At 39.1% G+C, this 19,664-nt stretch carries 15 protein-coding genes; 5 read left to right on the top strand and 10 right to left on the bottom strand.

Going from position 1 to position 19,664, the window contains the following annotated elements:
• Positions 1-68 precede the first annotated feature (68 nt).
• The 4 genes from cydC to ISU02_RS13980 are packed head-to-tail and all read right to left on the bottom strand — an operon-like array spanning position 69 to position 5,968.
• On the bottom strand, positions 69-1,802 hold the full coding sequence (gene cydC, locus ISU02_RS13995; protein WP_194702465.1) for a thiol reductant ABC exporter subunit CydC: 1,734 nt from the start codon (positions 1,800-1,802) through the stop codon (positions 69-71).
• A complete protein-coding gene (gene cydD / locus ISU02_RS13990; RefSeq protein ID WP_194702464.1) occupies positions 1,795-3,555 on the bottom strand; it encodes a thiol reductant ABC exporter subunit CydD in 1,761 nt (586 codons plus the stop codon). Before cydD ends, cydC begins: the two co-directional genes overlap by 8 nt.
• 14 nt (positions 3,556-3,569) lie before the next feature.
• Positions 3,570-4,583 (bottom strand): cytochrome d ubiquinol oxidase subunit II, encoded by a 1,014-nt coding sequence (gene cydB / locus ISU02_RS13985; RefSeq protein ID WP_194702463.1) that lies wholly within the window; start codon positions 4,581-4,583, stop codon positions 3,570-3,572.
• Entirely contained in the window at positions 4,577-5,968 is a 1,392-nt protein-coding gene (locus ISU02_RS13980) for a cytochrome ubiquinol oxidase subunit I (protein ID WP_194702600.1), read from the bottom strand. The genes cydB and ISU02_RS13980 overlap by 7 nt, the downstream gene beginning before the upstream one ends.
• 46 nt (positions 5,969-6,014) lie before the next feature.
• Here ISU02_RS13980 and ISU02_RS24475 point away from each other — a divergent pair, with 46 nt between their 5' ends.
• Positions 6,015-6,335, top strand: coding sequence for a GNAT family N-acetyltransferase (locus tag ISU02_RS24475; protein ID WP_207736311.1), 321 nt, complete (start codon positions 6,015-6,017; stop codon positions 6,333-6,335).
• Positions 6,336-6,361: 26 nt separating this feature from the next.
• Here the strand turns inward: ISU02_RS24475 and ISU02_RS13970 are convergent, their stop codons facing one another.
• The 4 genes from ISU02_RS13970 to ISU02_RS13955 form a co-directional block, all read right to left on the bottom strand.
• Complete coding sequence (locus tag ISU02_RS13970) at positions 6,362-7,030, bottom strand: YkgJ family cysteine cluster protein (protein WP_194702461.1); 669 nt, start codon at positions 7,028-7,030, stop codon at positions 6,362-6,364.
• A 228-nt stretch (positions 7,031-7,258) separates the two neighbouring features.
• On the bottom strand, positions 7,259-8,389 hold the full coding sequence (gene nspC / locus ISU02_RS13965; RefSeq protein WP_407646442.1) for a carboxynorspermidine decarboxylase: 1,131 nt from the start codon (positions 8,387-8,389) through the stop codon (positions 7,259-7,261).
• Complete coding sequence (locus tag ISU02_RS13960) at positions 8,389-9,588, bottom strand: saccharopine dehydrogenase family protein (RefSeq protein WP_194702459.1); 1,200 nt, start codon at positions 9,586-9,588, stop codon at positions 8,389-8,391. The genes nspC and ISU02_RS13960 overlap by 1 nt, the downstream gene beginning before the upstream one ends.
• A gap of 588 nt (positions 9,589-10,176) precedes the next feature.
• On the bottom strand, positions 10,177-10,866 hold the full coding sequence (locus ISU02_RS13955; protein ID WP_194702458.1) for a Crp/Fnr family transcriptional regulator: 690 nt from the start codon (positions 10,864-10,866) through the stop codon (positions 10,177-10,179).
• A gap of 218 nt (positions 10,867-11,084) precedes the next feature.
• On the opposite strand from ISU02_RS13955, the gene ISU02_RS13950 reads away from it, so the two are divergent.
• Positions 11,085-12,122, top strand: a complete 1,038-nt coding sequence (locus ISU02_RS13950; protein WP_194702457.1) for a M42 family metallopeptidase — start codon at positions 11,085-11,087, stop codon at positions 12,120-12,122.
• Positions 12,123-12,308: 186 nt separating this feature from the next.
• On the opposite strand, the gene ISU02_RS13945 is transcribed toward ISU02_RS13950, so the two are convergent.
• Positions 12,309-14,975, bottom strand: coding sequence for a UPF0182 family membrane protein (locus ISU02_RS13945; protein WP_194702456.1), 2,667 nt, complete (start codon positions 14,973-14,975; stop codon positions 12,309-12,311).
• Positions 14,976-15,233: 258 nt separating this feature from the next.
• Between ISU02_RS13945 and ISU02_RS13940 the strand changes: the two genes are divergently transcribed.
• On the top strand, positions 15,234-15,584 hold the full coding sequence (locus ISU02_RS13940; RefSeq protein WP_194702455.1) for an SHOCT domain-containing protein: 351 nt from the start codon (positions 15,234-15,236) through the stop codon (positions 15,582-15,584).
• Between the two features lie 5 nt (positions 15,585-15,589).
• On the opposite strand, the gene ISU02_RS13935 is transcribed toward ISU02_RS13940, so the two are convergent.
• A complete protein-coding gene (locus tag ISU02_RS13935; protein WP_194702454.1) occupies positions 15,590-16,420 on the bottom strand; it encodes a methyl-accepting chemotaxis protein in 831 nt (276 codons plus the stop codon).
• 202 nt (positions 16,421-16,622) lie between these two features.
• On the opposite strand from ISU02_RS13935, the gene ISU02_RS13930 reads away from it, so the two are divergent.
• Together ISU02_RS13930 and ISU02_RS13925 are read left to right on the top strand one after the other, a co-directional pair.
• The gene (locus tag ISU02_RS13930) at positions 16,623-18,653 is read left to right on the top strand and encodes a sigma-54 interaction domain-containing protein (protein ID WP_194702453.1); all 2,031 of its coding nucleotides are present in this window, start codon (positions 16,623-16,625) and stop codon (positions 18,651-18,653) included.
• Between the two features lie 250 nt (positions 18,654-18,903).
• Positions 18,904-19,638 carry a gamma-glutamyl-gamma-aminobutyrate hydrolase family protein gene (locus ISU02_RS13925; RefSeq protein ID WP_194702452.1) on the top strand — a complete coding sequence of 245 codons (735 nt, stop codon included), beginning with the start codon at positions 18,904-18,906 and terminating at the stop codon, positions 19,636-19,638.
• Positions 19,639-19,664 lie beyond the last annotated feature (26 nt).

Below are 19,664 nucleotides of genomic sequence, written 5' to 3'. Positions count from 1 at the left end.
ATGAAAAGCGAGTATCGTGTAAATCAAATACGATACTCGCCTTTTTTATGAGATCAATTACCTTTAATCTAAGGGCAACTTAATTGAAAAGATTGTCGATAGAGGTCACAACTTATAATCAATTCACTGTGAGTGCCTTTGGCGATGATTTTACCATCTGCCATAACATAGATCATATCCATTTGATCCATCTGAACCAATCTGTGTGTGATCCAGATCAGACTTTTATCCTCTAAGGCTAAAAGGTTATTAAGTACTCTGGACTCTGTTTCAATGTCAAGTCCTGCGAATGCTTCATCTAAAATAAGATAAGGTGCTTTGCGAAGTAATGCGCGTGCAAGTCCTAGCCGTTGCTTCTGACCGCCAGATAATGTCATGCCATCTTCACCGATCCACGGATTGGTTTCAATCCATCCAGAGTCAACCCATTCACTTAAACCAGCGAAAACAAGCGCTTCCTTAATTTGTTGAAGACTGCAATCGTTATCGGCAAGGCGCAAATTATCTAATAGACGTTGGTGGAATAGATAAACGTCTTGATTAATAATGGAGAAGTTTGACATCAATTGTTCTGAGTGATTTAAATCTACAGACTCATTTTGGTAGATGATTTCCCCAGATTGAGGTGCTAATAAACCGCAGATTAATGCAGCAAGCGTGCTTTTTCCAGATCCTGATGGTCCAACAATTGCGATTTTCATATTGGAATGGATAGAAAAATTAATATCACTGAGTTGCACAGAGGCACCTTCGTATTTAAAATTGAGATTTTTGTATTGAATGGATTTGGGCGCTATACTGCTGGATGCTTTCGGAAAACTAGTGGGTAAAGTATCCTTGCGTTCAGCCAGTTCAAGCATTCTTTCAGCACTATAATTGCCAGATTCTAACTTTTGGAAAAGGGTTAAAAAGGCTGGTGCGGATTCATAAAAACTAAACATAATAAGTGTGAAAACAGCTAGGTATATACCCGAAAGTGCATTCTTCTCAACGAGTAGAATGGCAATTAGGAGTGTTGTAAATACACTCATATTAATCATGAATTGTTGTCCTTGGGTGGCAAGGAGTTTACCAAACGAGATACTTTGCATATCTTGTTCAAGCTCAACAGAACTTTGTTTGAGGGCATCTTCAAATTCAGCTGTACGCTTATTCCAGTTGAGTTCGGATAAATGGTCTGAAAAAATAGTAAACTGTATTTTATAGGCCCCTAATCGCTCGGCAAAACGCTTATTTTTACCCAGTGTGAGTTTTTTGGCGATTAAAGCCATGCCAAGTGTGGCAAGTGGATAGAATATTGCGAGGACAAGCATTAATGCAAAGTTAATCTTGATCATGGCCATCAGCATAGCAAGATACAGAAGTGAGCTGCTGAGCAGTGGCAGTATTCCGCGCAAAAAAACGTCTTGAAGCGTCTCAATATCAGACGTTAAAACATTTAGAGTATCCGATCGATTAAGCCTGAGCAAACGTTCACCGCTCATGTGACTCACGCCATCATATAGCCTAACGCGCAAGCGACTCAGATAGGTGAAAATTGTATTATGTGATAAGAGGCGTTCAATATATCTTAAAATAGCTCTAGATAACCCAAAAAAACGCACTGCGGTTACAGGCACTAAAATTTCCGCAATAGAAGGCTGTAAAGCAGCATAAGAGATGATAAACGCAGAAAAGCCCATTAAACTAGTAGAAGCCAAAACTGTGGCACAGGATGTTATTGCGGAGAGCCAGAGTAATTTTTGGCGATTGCCTTGGATCAAACTCAATAACTTTTTGAGTGAAGGCAAAGCATTAAACATCAGCTTCACCTCCCAGTTCCAATTTCTGATGGCAAAGGTTGACGACTGCCTCGCGATGTGAGGCGATAATCAGGGTTTTATCGGTTGCAATTTTTGCAAGTGCTTCCACAATACGCTTTTCACTTTCAGGATCAACGGCACTTGTCGGCTCATCTAAAATGAAGATGGGTGTTTCTCTAATGCATGCTCTTGTTAAAGATAGAAGCTGTGATTCACCGCCACTGAGCGATTGATGACCTTCTCCAAGGATCGTTTCATAGCCGCATTCAAGCTTGTGAATAATCGCATCAAATCCAGTAAGCGCACAGTATTTCTCGACGATTTTCACAGAGGCGTTTGGTCGTCCAAATTTTAAATTGTCCAGTACGCTACCGTTAAACACTTTAGATTTTTGTGCTACAAAAGCGATCGAATCATAGAAAAAGGACTCAGGGTAGGTCGTTATATCATGTTCAAACAGATAAATTTTGCCGCAAGTAGGTTTTAGAACACCCATTAATATTTTGAGGAGGGTTGTCTTGCCCACACCGCTTTTCCCTACAATGGCCAAGCGATCACCTGTGTGTATTTCAAGATTGAGATTTGAAAAGATATTTTTGCCATTGGAATATGTAAATTGAATGGCATGCAGCGAAAAAACCCGTGAATTGTCCATGTGAGCGTGCTCTATAGATAGACTAGAAGAATCTGCTGGTCTGTTAGATTTCTGTGTATCCATATTGCTTTGAATCTCAATCAATTCTTGTATCTCCGCAGCGTTGGGATTGGGCATCTGATCCAACAAGGATTTGAGTTGTGATGAAACCGATTTGGCATTGAGTGCCGCGTGATATTTGAGTCCCAATTGCCTCAAGGGTGTGTAGTATTCTGGTGTCATGAGTAAAATGATCAATGCTGAAAGAAAAGACAGTTGACCATAGAGGAGGCGCACGCCTAGTGAAACTGCGATTACAGCAGTGCTCAGTGTGGCGGTGAGTTCTAAAGTCAAAGCAGAAAGAAATGTCAATTTCATAACGGACATCGTTTTCTTTCTGAAATTTTCACTGGTTTGTCTTACGGATTCAACTTGGCTAAGATGTCTCTCAAAATAGTGAAGTGTTGTCATCCCCCGAAGGAGATCCATGAGGTGACCGTTCATGCGCTTTAGTGTTTGCCACTGTTTTTGATGAACGCCCTCAGCCGTTTTGCCGATCAGCATCATAAACAGCGGGATAAGAGGTGCTGTAACCATCATGATCAAAGCACTGATCCAGTCCAGATAAAAAGCAAAACCAAGAACAAAAATCGTGTTGATGATCATGATGAAGATTTGAGGGACAAACTCAGCATAGTAGGCGTCTGTATGTTCTACACCTTCACAAGCCAATGTCGCATATCTGCCTGTGATATGGTTCTGGTCTTGAACTCGATCTTGAAATTCATCTTGATCCTGACCTTGGTAGATTAATTGCAGACGCAGTGCATGTGTAATTTGGGCCCTAAGATTTTGTTTTGCCAGTGCGGTTTCTTTTCGATTTTGCCATTCAAATAGACCGTTAAAAAACGGTCTAAGAATGAAAACACATGCGAGCAAGGCAAGTGGAAATATAAGCTGTTGAAGCGGTGTCCGTTTTAGGAACACCGCGTCTATAATCCACCCCATGGAGACGGCTTGAAATATCGTTAAAAAAACAATGGGCAAACTGAGTGCGATTAACTGAGTGTAATAATGTGTTCTATTTTTAATTGCAGTCATTAAGAGTTTATCAATCATAATCGCCTCAAATACTAATATTTTACATCATTTATAGTTACTCTGGATTTAAACACTTTGAATGTCCAAAGTTGATAGAGTAGAACGACTGGAAGCAATGTGGCTGTAATAATGGTCATGGTTTTAAGCGTGTAACTGCTTGAAGCGGCATCGGCAATGCTCAGGCTCAGACTTGGATCTAGGCTTGAAATCATGACGTTTGGAAAGAGACCTGTGAACAGGGAAGCCATGCCAAATACAATGACTAAGAAGTTCAGTGCCAAAGCTAACTTGTACTTGCCTTTCGTGAAGACGAGATAAGAGCATACGGCTAAAAGCATTGCTAAGACAAATAACAGTGGCGAAAGCACACCATTTATGCCCAATGTGATCCATGCCATAAGAGCAAGCAATAGAGCTGTACCAAGGGTAGCGATACCAAGTTTTTGTCCAAGAGCAATACTGCGCGCTTCAACTTTACCGCTGGATTTAAGTGCAAGATAAACAGCGCCATGATAGAGCAGAAAAGCGCATCCAGCTATACCTGCACTGAGCGTAAAGGGTGTTAACAGATCAAAGAAACCGCCGATATATTCAAGACGACCATTTTGTATGGCAAGTGGTGTCCCTCCAATTAAATTTGCAAAGGCAACTGGAAATAGAATTGCTGGTAGAATGCTCGAGATGCTAAGAGCGGTGTCCCAATTTTCTCTCCAGATTCGATAGGCGTCTTTGTTTCTAAATTCAAAAGTGACGCCTCGGACGATGAGTGCCACAAGCACTAGGAAAAGCGCCAAGTAAAAACCGCTAAACATCGTTGCATACCAATAGGGAAAAGCGGCAAACATGGCACCACCAGCGGTGAGAAGCCAAACTTCATTGCCATCCCAAACGGGCCCAATGGTACCGATGGCAATCTGTCTTTCAGCATCATTTTTTGCCACAAAAGGCACAAGTGCGCCTACGCCGAAATCAAAACCTTCTAAAAATAAAAATCCAGTAAATAGGATGCCTATGAGTATAAACCATAACGTTGATAAACTTACCATGTTGTAACCACCTCTTTTTCTTCCTGAATGGTTTGATCTATATTTTTCAATCCTTTTTTGATGAAATTAGCCATTAGTGAAACGTCTATGATGGCTAAAATGCCATAAAGGACAACAAAGCCAATTAAGCTGATTAAGACAGTTGTGGCATTAGCGGAAGCGGCAGTGCTAATACCGTCTTGGAGTTTGAGAATGCCTTGTACAATCCAAGGGGTACGGCCTACTTCAGCAAAAATCCATCCTGCTGTATTGCACAGATAAGGTAAAGGCAGCATCAAGACTAAAATCACATAATACCATCTGTGTTGCTGCAATTTTTTAGAAAAAATGATGGATAGAATCATGACAATCAACATCAAAGTACCGGCATAAACCATAGCTCTAAAGCTGTAAAACATCAGTGCAACCGGTGGGGTATAATCACCGGGACCGTATTCTGCTTCATACTGTTTTTGCAAGTCGTTGATACCTTGGACCGTTGCGTTGGGATCGTTGGTGGCCAAGATGCTCAGCGCGTAAGGAATTTCTATTGAGACACCATTCATACCACGTTTTTCATCTATGACAGAAACGATTGAAAAAGGTGCACTGGCTGTGGTTTCCCAAAGCGCTTCAGAGGTGGCAAGTTTCATAGGTTGATGTTTTGCGATATACTTGCCTTGAGCATCACCAGCACCCACGGATAAAATCAGCGCAATGGCACCGACAATGGACATGGGTTTAATCAGTTTTTTGAAGACATCATTTTTGTGAGACATAAGTAAGTTGAGTGCACTGATGGCCAATACGAAGATTGCGCCAGTTGCGAGTCCAGATGCCAAAACATGAGGAAATTGCCTCAAGACATGAGGATTGGTGATTAGTGCCCAGAAGTCAGTCATTTCAGCACGTGGGCCAAATGCTGTTTCAACGATTTTGAATGCAGTTGGTGACTGCATAAATGAGTTTGCAATCAGAATCCACAATGAGGACAGAGATGAGGCAAACGCAACGATCCAAATGGTGGCCAAGTGGAGTTTTGGCGATAATTTATCTCGACCGAAGATCCAGAGGCCAAGGAAAGTAGATTCAAGAAAGAAAGCTGCAAGTGCTTCAATGGCAAGTGGTGCGCCAAAAATATCACCTACAAATCGTGAATAGTTTGACCAATTCATACCGAATTGAAATTCTTGAACAATACCGGTTACAACGCCAACAGCAAAATTGATTAAAAATAAGGTGCCAAAATATCGCGTGAGCGTATCCCACGCTTGGTCGTGTGTCTTGTAATACTTGTACTGCATCCATGCCACTAAGAAGGATAACCCCAGTGTTAAAGGGACAAACAAAAAATGGTAAACAGTAGTTGCAGCGAATTGTAAACGCGCCAAAGTTAATAAGTCCATAATGTAATCACCTATTCCTTTAAAAATTGTCATACGACGCTATTGATTGTACTGTGCTATTTATACCCTCTTAGTAATAATTAAACATTATGAAGGATATGTCAATAGAAAATGTAAAGATTCCATATTAGAAATCATTACATTTTTAAAGGTTGCTGCAAATTTAAAATATTATGTTGTCGGTAAGTATATCCATAAACTTGTGATTAAATTGGAATTTTCTGGTTTATGGTACGCTCAAAAGAGCATATCCTTGATTGAGGAGATGGCAAGGCAAGCTGGGGTTTCATATTTGCGACTGGATTGTTATGAAGATAGACTATATCTTATGAATCTATATGAGCGATGTGGGTTTAATAAGAAGTGAAGAACGGTATTCAATATATAACAGCACTAAAGAATGCCTAGATGATTTTTAGCTTCTGGCAATCGTTCATTAAAAGCAGCGTAGAAAGACACATCGGTTTTTAATGATGTTCGGTAGAAAGTATCTAGCAAATAAGTGTTAAGCTCTTTTAGTGATTCATCATCATGTATGAATTTTGTGCGAAAGTTGAGTGCTTTAATGAGCTTATACCATGAGAGGATAAAGGCTTTGTTTGCTTCATAGTGATCAATGTCGATCCAGTGTTTGATCTTAACCTTGCTCAAATGCGGTTTTACACAGGCGTCCTTTTGTAAGAAATACTTAAAATCATCATCTTCGTAGACTCTGCCCAGGGGAAAAAGGCGGCAAATATTAGGTCGCTGTGCATGGATTGCGCAACGGTCTGCCTGATCTAAAAAGCTACATCGGCCAAGATCGCCCTGCATTTTCAAATGAGGTAAAGTCAATTTTCCATTGAGACGAAGTTCGATTTTGTCGTCTAATAATGCATCAAATGTGACGCCCAAATGACTTGTAATGTTATAGACGTCAAATGGATTTAGAGTGACCAAATCGCCCACATTGTGGCAACAAGCACTACAGCTGTTACAGCCACCAGTATCTGCTTTTACCATGTCATGGATGTCATATCTTTGACCATCAGAAATATCTTCGAGTATTATATTTGTTTTCATGGTTTCACCTTTCTGGGAAAGTTAAATTTTAATAAATACACAATCTGATTTTGGGAAAAATACACAATCTATTAAAAATAAAATACAATCGATTTAAGTTTAATCAGTTGGAATCAAGTTGTCAATCCAACGATGAAATATAAAAAAGGGCTTCGGAAATGTCATTCATTTACCGATTGCCCCTTTTCCGCATAAAGGTTATTTCATGTAGATTTTAGTTTCTGAATTTTAGCCCAATCTCGTCTTAAAGTCTAAATAGTCAAATTGACGTACAAGGTAACAATCTCCATCTTTATCTTGAATTGCAATTGAAGGCAATGCCATACCATTAAAGGTGTTGGTCTTTACCATGGAATAGATTGCCATGTCACCAAATACCAAGCGATCTCCGATTTTTAGAGGTTGATCAAAGCTGTAATCGCCTATGACATCACCTGCAAGACAAGTGTTGCCACCAAGTCTGTACATATGGGCTTTTTCACCGACTTCACCTGATCCAAAGAGAGGGGGTCTATAGGGCATTTCCAAAACATCTGGCATGTGACAAGCTGCAGAAGTGTCTAAAATGGCAATAGACATGCCATTTTCTTGAATGTCCAGTACGGTTGTAACCAAATAACCTGCATTGAGTGCTACGGCTTCACCGGGTTCTAAGTAAACCTCTAAGCCGTATTGATCTTGCATGCGATGAATGCATTTTTCAAGCAAGGCAAGATCATAATCCTCTCGGGTGATGTGATGGCCGCCCCCAAAGTTGATCCACTCAAGTTGAGATAGCCACGGCCCAAATTTTGCTTCGATCACATTTAGAGTGGCTTCTAAGTCATCTGAGTTTTGTTGGCAAAGCGTGTGAAAGTGAAGTCCTGAGATACCATCAAGCAGTTCTGCTTTAAAATGCTCCAGGGTTACACCGAAACGTGAGCCCACGGCACACGGATCATAGATGGCATGATCCACTTGTGTGGAGTACTCTGGATTAATTCGCAACCCTGCTTTTTTACCGGCTTCTAAAACCTTGCCTTTATACTTCTCAGCTTGAGAGAAGGAATTAAAGATAATGTGGTCGCATAGAGTAATAATTTCATCGATTTCATCTTCACGATAAGCAGGGGAGAAAACGTGATTTTCTTTCCCCATTTCTTCAAATCCAAGACGTGCTTCGAACAAACCGCTTGCGGTTGCACCGTCCAAGTATTCGCCAATCAATGGATACATTTTGTACATTGAAAATGCTTTTTGAGCTAAGACGATTTTACAGCCTGTACGCTTAGAGACGCCCTTTAATATTTTTAAATTTTTTTCAATGAGAGCTTCATCTACGACGAAGCAAGGTGTAGGTAACTCTGAAAACTTCATCATTAATCTACAAGCTCTGGGTCAAAGCTTTCTTGCCAAGGCAGACCCCATTTGCCAAGTTCCTCCATGAACGGATCTGGATCGAACTCTTCAACTGTGTAAACACCTTTTTTATCCCATTTGCCAGTCAAGAGCATCATTGCGCCAATCATTGCAGGAACGCCCGTAGTATAGGAAATGGCTTGAGAGCCCAATTCTGCATAGCATGCTTCGTGATCACAAACATTGTAGACATAGTAAGTTTTATCTTTGCCGTCTTTTTTACCGCGGAAGATACAACCAATATTGGTTTTGCCTTTAGTACGAGGGCCTAATGATGCAGGATCTGGCAATACTGCGGCTAAGAATTGCAATGGAATAATTTGCTTGCCCTCAAATTCTATAGGCTCAATAGAAGTCATGCCCACATTCTCAAGACACTTCAAGTGAGTGAGGTAGCTTTGACCAAAAGTCATGAAGAAACGGATGCGTTTAACACCTGGAATATTGAGGGCAAGTGACTCAATTTCCTCATGGTGTAAAAGATACATGTCTTTTTGCCCCACTTCTGGGAAGTTGTAGACGCGTTTGATTGCCATAGGTTCAGTCTCAACCCATGCGCCATTTTCCCAGTAGCTGCCGTTGGCAGTGACTTCGCGGATATTGATTTCAGGGTTGAAGTTTGTTGCAAATGGGTAGCCGTGATCGCCACCGTTACAATCCAAAATATCGATATATTCAATTTCATCAAAGTGATGTTTAAGTGCATGTGCAGAGAAAACGCTTGTAACACCAGGATCGAAACCACTGCCTAAAAGTGCTGTGATACCAGCAGCTTCAAAGCGCTCACGATAAGCCCATTGCCATTTGTATTCAAATTTTGCAGTGTCATGAGGCTCATAGTTTGCAGTATCCAAATAGTTGGTTTGAGTTGCTAAGCAAGCGTCCATAATCGTCAAGTCTTGGTATGGTAATGCCAAGTTCATCACGAGATCAGGTTTCTCCGCTTGGATTAAAGCGATCAATTCATCTACATTATCTGCGTCTACTTTTGCAGTTGTAATCTTTGTTTTGCTACCTTCTAATTTTGCTTTTAAGTCATCACATTTTGATTTCGTACGGCTTGCGATACAAATTTCCTCGAATACAGTGCTGTTTTGAACACATTTTTGGATGGCAACCTGAGCCACACCACCGCAGCCAATGACAAGTACTTTTCCCATTTTTACTCTCCTTTATAAATAAAATTTTATTGAGTGCCTACTGAAGCAACAAAAAAACAAGTGTATTCGCATATATGCGTGTAACACTTGTTTACAATATAATTTACATATTAAAACAGATACATTCATCTGTAGCGACAAAGCACCCAGACATACGTCTCATCATCAATATTCAAAATATATTTAGTATCATCAGAGTCTATACAGCAATTAATTACTTTTACCACTCTTATTGACTGTTTCACAAGTTGATGTGCATATACACTGGTTATAAAGTAACCAACTTATAAAATTTGAGCTTTTAACTCAATCAATAAAGCAACTAAAGTTGCTAATCGGCATTTGACCCGGCTGTCCGTATGGCCTTCACCTCAATAAAGAAGTGGTCATAATTATCAGCGTTGAAAGATACATTATTAAGAATATTAGTTTTTAACTTAACGCACGTCCATTTTACCAAGTAATGTTTAGAAAAGCAAGGACAAAATTGTAAAGAGTAGGCTGAAATTTAAAAAAAAATAAATTTGGTATCCTAGACTACAACTTATTATGCATAGAATCGTTATAATTGTTGTTATAGGATATACTTTAATTGCGAGTGCCTTGGACAAGTTGCTGCCTGAGCAAGGCTTCACTATAGAGGATCATCTTGTCCTTCTCAATACCGAGAATGCCTTGACTGATAAAATCATGCAGTATACGCGTAACCGTAACACGTGAACAGCCGGCCAACGATGCGATCTCATGATGCTTTAAATAGTGAAATTCACAATAACCATTGCGATAGATACCTTCTTGTGAGCAAATCCGCAACAACAGGGCCGCTATTTTGCCGTGAGAGTCTCTGAAAGCAGTATCAGAAAGTTGTGACCTAATAATTTGATACTTTCTTATAATACTCAGGATTAAATGATCGTAGAGTCCTTGACGTGCTAAAAGAGTGGCCTTGAAGAGCTGTGTAGGAATCATAACTGCTTGTATGTCTGTCAGACTAATCACATCGATATCAGGACTGTGCTCAACATAGGAATCGATCTCTCCAAATAAATCGCCTGAAGAGAGTATATAAAGGAGTCGTGAGTGTCCGTTTTCGCTATAGGCCATGACTTTGGCACGACCACCAGTAATCAACATGATTTCTTCGCCAAAGGCAATCTGGATCGTTGTGCCACGCTTATAACATTGCAGTTCGCCGACAGCGCTAAAAACTTTTAAAAAAGTTTGCCTTGTTAGGGCATATTCTTCCCGATTAAACTTTTGATTATAAATAAACTTCACCCCCAAAACCAAAGGCTCTATATTTTTATACTCACACCGATAATAGTGGCTTGTTTTGCTTACAAGTATTGATATATTATACTTGTTTGATGGCAAGAGTTCAAATCTAAAATGTGTATGAAATGATGGCTGTTTTGATTTGGGCCATTCTGACAAATAAGCCATTAAAGCATGGCTTTAAATTATTTTTATAAAATGAATAAAAGGAGAAAGTGCATATGGAAACACAAATGGCGTATATTTTAGAATGTATGGAAGCAATAATGGCAATTCCAAGCCCGGGTGGCTTCACAGAATCTTGTACCGCTTATATTGAGAAAGAGTTTGTTCGCATGGGATATTCAGTCTCTCGAACCAATAAAAACGCTCTAATGGTGACTATAAAGGGCGTTGACGATGAGGCGCAAAAAATGATCTCAGGGCATGTGGATACACTGGGTGCAATCGTAAAAGAAATTAAACCCAATGGCAGATTGCTATTGGCTCAAATTGGTGGATTCTCATGGAATTCTGTGGAAGGTGAGAATGTCTTGGTCCATCGAAACAATGGCGTGCCAATCACAGGCAGTCTAATGCCTATTCACGCTTCAATTCACATTGATTCAGAATTGGTAAGGACAATGGAGAGAACAGACGAAACGGTTGAGGTACGCTTAGATGCTGTGACGGATAATGCGGATATGACACGTGCTCTCGGCGTTAATGTGGGTGATTTTGTATCGTTTGAAACGCGTTATGTACAATGTGAAAACGGCTTTATCAAATCGAGATATTTGGATGATAAATCTGCAGTTGCCATCATTTTAGGACTTTGCAAATCGATTAAAGAAAAAGGGTTAACGCCAAAATACACACTCCATTTCTGCATCAGCAACTATGAAGAAATTGGACATGGCGTGAGTTATATCCCCCCTAAAACAGATACCTTGATTGCCATAGATATAGGTCCAGTGGGACCGAGACAAACAAGTACTGAATTTGCGGTTTCAATAGCGGCAAAAGACAGCAGAACACCCTATGATTATAAATTGAGACAAACATTAGCAGAAGTTTGCGTCCAAAACAACATAGATCATCATGTGGATGTCTACAACCGATATGGTTCAGATGCGAGTATAGGGGTATTGCAAGGTTTTAATGTGAATTTTGCCTGTATTGGACCAGGCGTTGACAGCACACATCACTATGAAAGAACACATGTTAAAGCAATAGAGAACACTGCAAAACTCTTATGGCACTATGCTGTGCAGGACTGATCTTTCTTAAAAAGTGCTTGCTTTAGAAGGCTTGAATCGATCTCTAAAAGTCAGACTTAAAAGGATACGTCCCCTCTTTGAAGGTATAGGCCGTCAAAGAGGGGACGCATTAAAGGCTCACTTGGAGGAGGTCTTTTTTGAGTTGGCATTCAACTTGAAACTTTATAAGGAGAAGAATTGTCGATTTTACTTAATCTGTTTTTTGAGTTCTTCCAACAATTGCTCGAGCTCATCAATGGACTCTTTAGTGAGTTCAAATTTATGATCAATCTGTTTGATTAAAGTTTCAATCGTCTGAAGTGTCAAGTCTTGTTGCTGCTTGTTGCCAAAGAGTTGATCGAGCCCCGCTTTTAGGGTGCTCTCCATGACAATTTGATCTTTGTATGCAATGATGACGCGTTTCATTTCGGGAAGACTATCGGCATTATCAGACTGTATATAGATGGGTTCCACATACAAGAGTGACGATTCAATGGGTACGACGATCAGGTTGCCTCTGAGTACACTGGAGCCTTGTTGCCCCCAAAGTGTAAACTGAGGGGAAATAAGCGAATCTTGGTCAATTCTAGACTCAATCATAATTGGGCCTTGAACTGTTTTATCCTTTGGAAACCTATAGAGAAAGACTTCTCCGTAATGTGGGGCATCATTCCGAGCCACCAATAGCGAAGTCATGTTGGGCTTACCTTTCGGCGTATATGGCATAATTAAGGCAAATTCGGCCTTGTCTTCAATTTTAAACATCACGTAATTTGAGGCCATGGTTTGAACATTGTCCATGTATTTTTCAGTGGCAAGATCCCAAACATCTTCACCATTATAAAAGACAACAGGATTGTCCACGTGATATTTTTGATAGACTGAGGCTTGTAAATCGAATAAATTTTGTGGATACCTTGCATGTGCTTCAAGACCTTCTGGGAAATCCTCTCTGTCGGAAAACAATTTTGGGAAGATGTGTTTATACGTCAGAATCAGGGGATCTTTGTCGTCGAAAGTGTAAAAATGAACCGTGCCGTCATAGGCATCCACAACGACTTTTACAGCATTGCGAATGTAGTTGATGGAATCCTCTTGGAAGTCAAACCTTTGAGAATAAGGATAGTAGGGGGTATCTGTATAGGCATCGATGATCCAGTACAGTTTGCCATCCATGTCATTTAGGACAATATAGGGATTCGAATCATATTTTAAAAACGGTGCAATGGCATTGACGCGTTCAATAATGTTGCGATTGATAATGATTTTGCTGTCACGGGTAACGTTATTAGAAACCAAAAGCTTGAGACTCTGTTCTTTATAGGCGAATAATAAGCGATTTAAACCGTGAAGCGAAATGCCGTCACTGCCTGAATACATCGTCTCCACATTATCCGAACCACTGGGATAGTCAAATTCTTTCTCACCAGAGCCCACGATAATATACTTTTCTGTTTGTTCGCCAAAATATATTTCTGGTTGTGTGATTCGAAGGTCCGTATCTGTGATTGGCGGAATATTTTTGAAGAGGAGTTCGGGCTGTCCTTCATCTGTAACCCTGTTCACTGGTGACATAACGATCCCGTAGCCATGCGTATATTTGAGATATTGGTTGAGCCAAGTCATGGCCTTGTTGTCCAGTTTGTATTGATTGAGTTCCCTAGGGGTTATGAACACTTGGGTATATTCGCCATTAATCTTGTAGCGATCCACATCAATATCATAAAAATCATAATAGAGTCTGATGCTTTGAATCTGATTAAAGGTTTGCTTAAGGGGTCTCGCATCGTTAATGCGAATATTTTTTATGGTTTCATCGTTCTTCTGAATAGAGGTCTGTGTCAGATCTTCCGCATAGGGGTATTCCACAAGGTCTACAGCATCAAGGTTGTAGGCCTTTTGAGTGAATTCAATATTGTATTTCAAGTATTCTGTTTCCTTGGAAATTTCATCGGGCTCGACAATAAGTTGTTGAACGATGGCGCCTGCAACGCTAAATACAATCCCTGCCACTATAATCATGATCGGGCCCAAAGCAAACAGGCGCAGCTTGTTCTTATGAAATGCGAATAACGTCAACGCTGCCGAAACGACTGCGAGTAGAGCATATGTGCGGTAAGACCAAAGGGTGACAGCGATGTCTGTATAACTGGCGCCAAAAGCCACACCGCGTGTGGAATACAGCAATTCAAAAGTATTGGTTAAATAAAAACCGCTGAGCAATAAAAAGCAAAAGGCAAGCAGGTAGCTGATCTTTTTAAAGAGACTTCTCAAAAAAGGTCCTTTTAAACTGTTGGAGATGGTCTCCATTGTAATATCCATAACATTGGGGTACCTTTGATTGATCAGTATAAATTCAAGTAGAGCAGTCCCCAAAATGATCAATCCCAAAAAAACGATTAGGAGCCCCATCAGCGTCCTTAAAAAAGGGAGCACAAAGATGTAGAAGCTGATATCTAAATGATAAATTGGATCGGTTTGGTTAAATGAAACGCCGTTGATCATCTTGAGAAAATCAAGCCATAGACTGTTGGTAATCACAAGGGAAAAGAATGCACCAATGGCAAATCCCACAAGGGCATTGTATTGCTTGATTGGATTTTTCTTAACAGTGACATCGTGCAGTCTAGGGTAAGCGAGATATGATTTGTAAATCATGCGAAAATAAATGGTCAAAAATAGGCCTAAAAACAGCCAAATAGGTAAAAAGAGAGAGAGTTTCGTAAAGAGTCTTGTCAAAAATACACTCTCAAAATGAATGGATTTAAACCATAGAAAATCGGTAATCAGGTTAATGCCTTTACCAAATAAGAGCACCACTACAATGACAAGACCAATTAAAAGCCGGACAAGATTTTTTTTGGGATTAAACATAAGTGCCTCCATCAGTAATCTATTAATACGTTTTTTGTTTGATGTATGATTTATACCCGAATTTTTTAATAAAATTGATTTATTTGAGTACATAATAAAATGGATGACTTAGAGCGTATAAGAGCGTGTATTTTGCTAAATGCAAATCGTGAATACATGAGACGTGTGTTGTTTAAAATGTCACATGAATCGTGTATAATGAGCTGAGTGGGTTTTAAACCCTGAAAATAAAATGCATGATATTACATAGGAGGAAATATGTTTAGACGTAGCAGAGTAAAACCGAGTAAATCTCAATCTATAATTGGAATGGTTATGGGTATTGTATTTGTGATTATTGGAATATCTCAATTGAGGCTATTTGGCTTATTTGGAGTGATTTGGACTTTGGCTGCTCTTGGAATAACCATTATGCATGCCTATAATGTCTTCAGTGAAAAGGGCATAAGTACTTTTGAAATGGACATCGAAACAATGGATAGTCAGGCGCCTAAAAGTGAAGATTTCGAGACCAGAATGAGACAATTAAATGCGCTTAAAGAAGACGGCCTCATTTCTGAGGCCGAGTTTGAAGCTAAGCGTAAAACCATTTTAGAGGACAAGTGGTAGTTTTTTTAAAGGACTTCTTTAGAAAATTCTGCAAGTTTTTTTGAGAGTAGATTTAATTGTCTGCTCTCATCTGATATATTTTCAGTTTGGTTGGATTGGCTTGCACTGATTTCTGAGAACTCTTGAATACCTGATATTAAGTCATTGATATTGCTTTTTAAATCCTGTAAGGACTTTAAGATTTCCACAGATGATTCTTTACTATTGATGGCAAGCTTTCTCATTTCTTCGGCGACAACTGCAAATCCGCGTCCAGCATCCCCAGCTCTGGCAGCTTCTATTGAGGCATTAAGCCCCAGTAGGTTGGAGGTTTCGGAAACAGATTTAATATAGCCGATAATATTATCCATTTTATGGATTTCATCAGTGACAGCAGCTATATTAGAGTTCATATCGTTTGATTTTTGGGAGAGCTTGTTAGAGGAGTCAAATAAGTTGTGAGAAAAGGTCTCCATAGTCTTTGAAGAACTGAGTAATTCAGAGGCCATTCCCATAATGGCGGATTCCCTTTCCTGCGAGATTGCAATTGAAATAGCGCCAATTACTTTTCCGGTTTCTTCGTTGAAAATGGGGGCGCTATGTGTGGCGACTGAGAAGCCGAAGAGTTCGGTGGGAAGCTTGGCAATAACCGTTTGCTTTGTTTTAATTGCCCTTTCATGTCCGCCGCCTTTTCGTATGGGGTCGTTGACATTTGCATTAAATTTAAAAGTCTTCGGTTGTATTATAACTAAGTGTTTTTCAAGATCTGTTACAGTAACTGCGATGTCGGATGTATACAAGTCAGGAAGTAGTTTGCAAAAATTGGTGACTTGTTCCAAGTAGTTGTAATCATTCATATTGACCTCCAATTAATTATATTATTTTCTATTATAATACATTATTATATTATAACATATTTTATTGTAATTTATTTTACTGTAATATGTTTAATTATAAAAATTTTTACTACAGTGAATTACAAAGGGTTAGGGCGATGCTCTTGAAATTGAGCTTAAATAATAAGAAATTCATATAGATTTTATGGGATGGGGTGATTAGATGAAAAGCATTGCTGTAATAATTGATGTCAAAACGGAACTTGAAACTTTCCTCAGAAACAATCTGAAAATTGTCTTTGGCAATCAAACTGAAATAAATTTTTATTACTTGAATGGTTTGAAAGAGGATGATCTTATAGAAGATGATGTCGTGTTGGTGATGACAGAGGAGCGAGCGATCAAGACACAGAAACATTTGAAAGAGAACAAACCCATTATTGTCTTGAGAAGAACTGTAAAAGAAGATGCCTTATATCCCATTTTTAAAATTCCTCCTGGAACCAAGGTTCTCGTGGTAAATGACAATATAGAAACCACGCTTGAAACGGTGACACTTTTATATCAAATTGGCATTGATCACCTTAATTTAGTGCCTTTTGAGAGTGGCATGACCTATGAAGATATCAAGATTGCAATCACACCAAATGTCAAAAGAAAAGTACCTGAAAATATAAAAAACATCATTGATATTGGAAATCGTTATATTGACATGGCTTCCTTTATCCAGATTATAGATAAACTGAAGATTTCCGATAAGGAAATTACGAAGAAACTCATTGATTACACGGAATCCATCATTACATTTGAAAGTGGTATCAAAAGCCAGATTCGGCAACTCTATATTAAAAATGAACAACTGGATACGATTGTAAACTTATCCAGTGAAGGCATTATGCTGACCAATAATGAAAACACTATTTTAATTGCCAATAATGCATTTTTAAAGATCTTCAACATTAAGCAAAATATCATAAATATGAAATTGGATGTTTTATTCGATCAAGAGACTTTGGAAATACTCAATAGAGAAGTGTTGATTGAAGAATTGATCGAATACGAAGAAAAGTATGTGATTATCAATAAATCCAGAACGATGTACTTAGACGAAAATTATGGGTATTATTATAATTTTCAAGAAGTCACTTATATCAAGACGCTTGAGCAGAATTTGAGAAAAAAGCTTAGGAATAAAGGGTTTATAACGCGTTATACTTTTGATGCGATTAAGACGGATTCAAGTGTTATGAAAGCGTGTATAGATCTGGCAAAAAAGATTGCCAATTCCGATTTGACGGTTTTTATCTCTGGAGAGAGCGGTACTGGAAAAGAAATGTTGGCTCAATCCATACACAGTGAATCTTCAAGGGGATATCATCCTTTTATTGCTGCAAATTGTGCCGCTTTTGCTGAAAATTTGCTTGAAAGCGAATTGTTTGGCTATGAAGGTGGTGCATTTACGGGTGCTTTGAAGGAAGGTAAAGCAGGCATGTTCGAATTGGCAAACAATGGGTCTATTTTTCTAGATGAGATCGGGGATATGCCGTTGTCTTTGCAAACGAGATTACTCAGAGTTTTACAGGAGAAACAAGTGATGAGAATCGGCTCTCAACGCGTGATAGAAATCAACACGAGAGTCATCGTTGCAACCAATAAAAACCTATATGAAATGGTCCGAAAAGGTGAATTTAGAGAGGATCTCTATTATAGAATCAATGTGTTACCGATAAATATTCCCCCGCTTCGTCAGCGGAAAGCTGATATTATTCCCTTGCTCAGTCATTTTATAGACAAAGACAAGCACATTGTGCTCAGTGATGAGGTAAAAGCGTTTTTATTGCGGTATCCATGGCCGGGTAATATTCGCGAACTTCAAAATGTAGCCGCATATATTGGGTTGATTCACGATCGTGAAGTGCATTTGGACAACTTGCCCTATTACTTATTGGATAAAGATTCTGACTTTAAAGATGAAGTACAAGAAATACAGGATGTGGTGGGATTAAAAAGATGCTATGATCTCATGTCGATCATTAAGCAGAGCAACCTTCAAGGTAAGGGCATTGGAAGGCAGGGTCTTGAAGAATTGCTTAAGATCACCTATAGTGATATCAGCGAAGGTGAAATAAGGCGCATTTTAAATGTGCTCAATCAGTTGAATTTTGTCATCTCATACAAAGGGAGAAAGGGGTCTGTTATCACTGAAAAAGGCAAAGTTTTTATGGAATGGGTTATTAAAAAGAGTTTGTGGTAACCTATTAAACCTATTTAATTTGTAAATGACATAAACTTTTGTATTTATTGAGAAGTTCTCTTTGGTAAAAAGAGAGCTTTTTTATGTGCTCAAGGCGCTAAACGATTGAAAAGAGCAGTTTTCAATAACGAGTTATCAGAATTTTGAGAAATATGTCTAAAAAGTTCAAATTGGTATGACAATTGCTATAAATAAGAGTGGAGTAAGAATTGTTACACAGACAACTTGAAAGTAGGAGGAAAATGCTTTTATGAAACCAATAATTGGTGTATTGGCTAATAATTTATTACAGAAAGATGGCAAATTTCCAGGACTAGAACGTACATTTGTAAATCAAGAGTATATAACAGCCATTGAAATGTCAGGTGGCATACCTTTAATTATTCCTTTTTTAAAGGAAAAATCGGTAATTGAAAAATTGATTATGCAAGTAGATGGTCTGCTTATAACAGGGGGAATTGATGTGAGTCCACAGTATTTCAATGAAGAACCCTTGCCAAAATTAGGATATATTGAGCCAGAACTCGATCAATTCCATCTATATGCGATTGAATACGCTGAACAGCATCATAAGGCGATGTTTGGCATTTGCCGCGGTCTGCAAATACTCAATGTTGCTTTTGGGGGCACATTGTATCAAGACTTATCATATGTAGAATCAGGTACAATTAAACACTGGCAGGATTCTAGGCGGTGCGGTAGAGCACATAAAATTGCGCTGACTGAGGCATCCGCTCTTAAAGCGATTTATGATGATGGCATTATGGTCAACAGCTTTCACCATCAGTGCATAAAAGAGTTGGCACGTGGCTTTAAGGTGATCGCTAAAGCAAGCGATGATGTCATAGAGGCCATTGAATCAGAACAGGGGAATTATAAGTTAGCGGTTCAATGGCATCCAGAATCCATGACAAAGGATAAAGATCATCACTATAAAATATTCGAGTACTTTATCAGGCAGACGGTTGCCAATATCAAGGTTTAAAGGCCATAAACTACAAAATTAAGGAG

This window comes from Fusibacter ferrireducens (assembly GCF_015352425.1).
GTDB lineage: Bacteria > Bacillota > Clostridia > Peptostreptococcales > Acidaminobacteraceae > Fusibacter_A > Fusibacter_A ferrireducens.
This window is presented reverse-complemented; position numbering and strand designations above follow the sequence as displayed.

Excerpts from the sequence above, each read along its gene's own strand:
- nspC (WP_407646442.1), bottom strand. The coding sequence starts at position 8,389 with ATGATGAAGTTTTCAGAGTTACCTACACCTTGCTTCGTCGTAGATGAA.
- ISU02_RS13940 (WP_194702455.1), top strand. The coding sequence starts at position 15,234 with ATGTTTAGACGTAGCAGAGTAAAACCGAGTAAATCTCAATCTATAATT.
- ISU02_RS13930 (WP_194702453.1), top strand. The coding sequence starts at position 16,623 with ATGAAAAGCATTGCTGTAATAATTGATGTCAAAACGGAACTTGAAACT.
- cydC (WP_194702465.1), bottom strand. The coding sequence starts at position 1,802 with ATGTTTAATGCTTTGCCTTCACTCAAAAAGTTATTGAGTTTGATCCAA.
- ISU02_RS13935 (WP_194702454.1), bottom strand. The coding sequence starts at position 16,420 with ATGAATGATTACAACTACTTGGAACAAGTCACCAATTTTTGCAAACTA.
- ISU02_RS13925 (WP_194702452.1), top strand. The coding sequence starts at position 18,904 with ATGAAACCAATAATTGGTGTATTGGCTAATAATTTATTACAGAAAGAT.
- ISU02_RS13945 (WP_194702456.1), bottom strand. The coding sequence starts at position 14,975 with ATGTTTAATCCCAAAAAAAATCTTGTCCGGCTTTTAATTGGTCTTGTC.
- cydD (WP_194702464.1), bottom strand. The coding sequence starts at position 3,555 with ATGATTGATAAACTCTTAATGACTGCAATTAAAAATAGAACACATTAT.
- ISU02_RS13980 (WP_194702600.1), bottom strand. The coding sequence starts at position 5,968 with ATGGACTTATTAACTTTGGCGCGTTTACAATTCGCTGCAACTACTGTT.
- cydB (WP_194702463.1), bottom strand. The coding sequence starts at position 4,583 with ATGGTAAGTTTATCAACGTTATGGTTTATACTCATAGGCATCCTATTT.
- ISU02_RS13960 (WP_194702459.1), bottom strand. The coding sequence starts at position 9,588 with ATGGGAAAAGTACTTGTCATTGGCTGCGGTGGTGTGGCTCAGGTTGCC.
- ISU02_RS13950 (WP_194702457.1), top strand. The coding sequence starts at position 11,085 with ATGGAAACACAAATGGCGTATATTTTAGAATGTATGGAAGCAATAATG.
- ISU02_RS13970 (WP_194702461.1), bottom strand. The coding sequence starts at position 7,030 with ATGAAAACAAATATAATACTCGAAGATATTTCTGATGGTCAAAGATAT.